The 1,062-nt window shown below is 38.8% G+C and carries 1 protein-coding gene; it reads right to left on the reverse strand.

Annotation, left to right across the window (positions count from 1 at the left end):
• Nucleotides 1-9: 9 nt before the first annotated feature.
• Nucleotides 10-954 (reverse strand): IS30 family transposase, encoded by a 945-nt coding sequence (locus LMF89_RS25370; protein WP_229537587.1) that lies wholly within the window; start codon nt 952-954, stop codon nt 10-12.
• Nucleotides 955-1,062 lie beyond the last annotated feature (108 nt).

Raw genomic sequence — 1,062 nt, forward strand, 5'->3', positions numbered from 1 at the left:
GATGAATTGTCAATTCAAGTGCGACACTTCGTGTAGAAAAACATCAATGGGTGATTTCCAATCTAAGCACTTTTTAGGCCTAGAGTTAATTAAAAATAGCTTGCCCATTAAATCTTGCTTATGAACGAGGGAAAGATCCGTTTTTTTAGGGTAAAATTCGCGGAGTAATCCATTCGAATTTTCATTGCTTCCTCGTTGCCAAGAACAATAGGGATCAGCAAAGTATAAGTCTAATCCCAACTTTTCTTTAATGGCTGCATGACAAGCAAACTCTTTGCCACGATCTGTTGTTGCCGATTTAAAGGAACCTGAAGGTAATACATCCCAGAGATAGTTAATAGCATTCTCCATAGAATTAGCTGTACGATCAGGGATTTTAATCGCCGTATAAAGTCTACTTTTTCTTTCTACAAAAGTAGCAAAACAGCCCTTACTCTTACCGCGACTAGAAACCATTGTGTCTAGTTCCCAATGCCCAAAGACTTGCCTATTTTTCACTTCTTTAGGACGCTCTACAATAGACATTCCAATGGCAAACTTACCACGCTTTTCTGCTGGTTGGTGACGTTTTCCCTTATGTCTTAATACTTTCTCAGCCACCGATAGCTTCCCTTGATATATCCAATTATAAATAGTTTTAAAGCTAAGCTTACCAAGAAGAACAGTATTGGCAATTTGTTCAGGTGACCAGGTAAGGTATAGCTTTTCGGTTATTACGTCAATAATTACTTTATCACACTTCCCGCAAGGCTTAGAGTAAGTTCTGCGCAGGTGGTATTGAGAATGAGCATCCTCAGCCTGATAATCGCCTTTTGTATTGTTCCTAACTAATTCACGAGCAATGCTGGAGTGATGACGCCCTAGTTCAATTCCAATTTTGCGAGTAGAGTAACCTAAATTATTCAATAGTTGTATATGTGCACGATCAAATGTGCTAAGATGGTGGTAGCTCATAGGATAACCTCCGTCGAATGGTGTTGTGGTGATTTCATTCTACACGAAGGTTAGCTCTGTGAGCTATTTATTGTTATTTAACTGTCGCACTTCATTTTACAATCTATC

Origin of the sequence: Pelosinus baikalensis (genome assembly GCF_020819555.1) — a bacterium.
Lineage (GTDB): Bacteria > Bacillota > Negativicutes > DSM-13327 > DSM-13327 > Pelosinus > Pelosinus baikalensis.

Bases quoted from the DNA above. Each gene is read 5' to 3' on its own strand.
- LMF89_RS25370 (WP_229537587.1), bottom strand. From the start codon at position 954: ATGAGCTACCACCATCTTAGCACATTTGATCGTGCACATATACAACTA.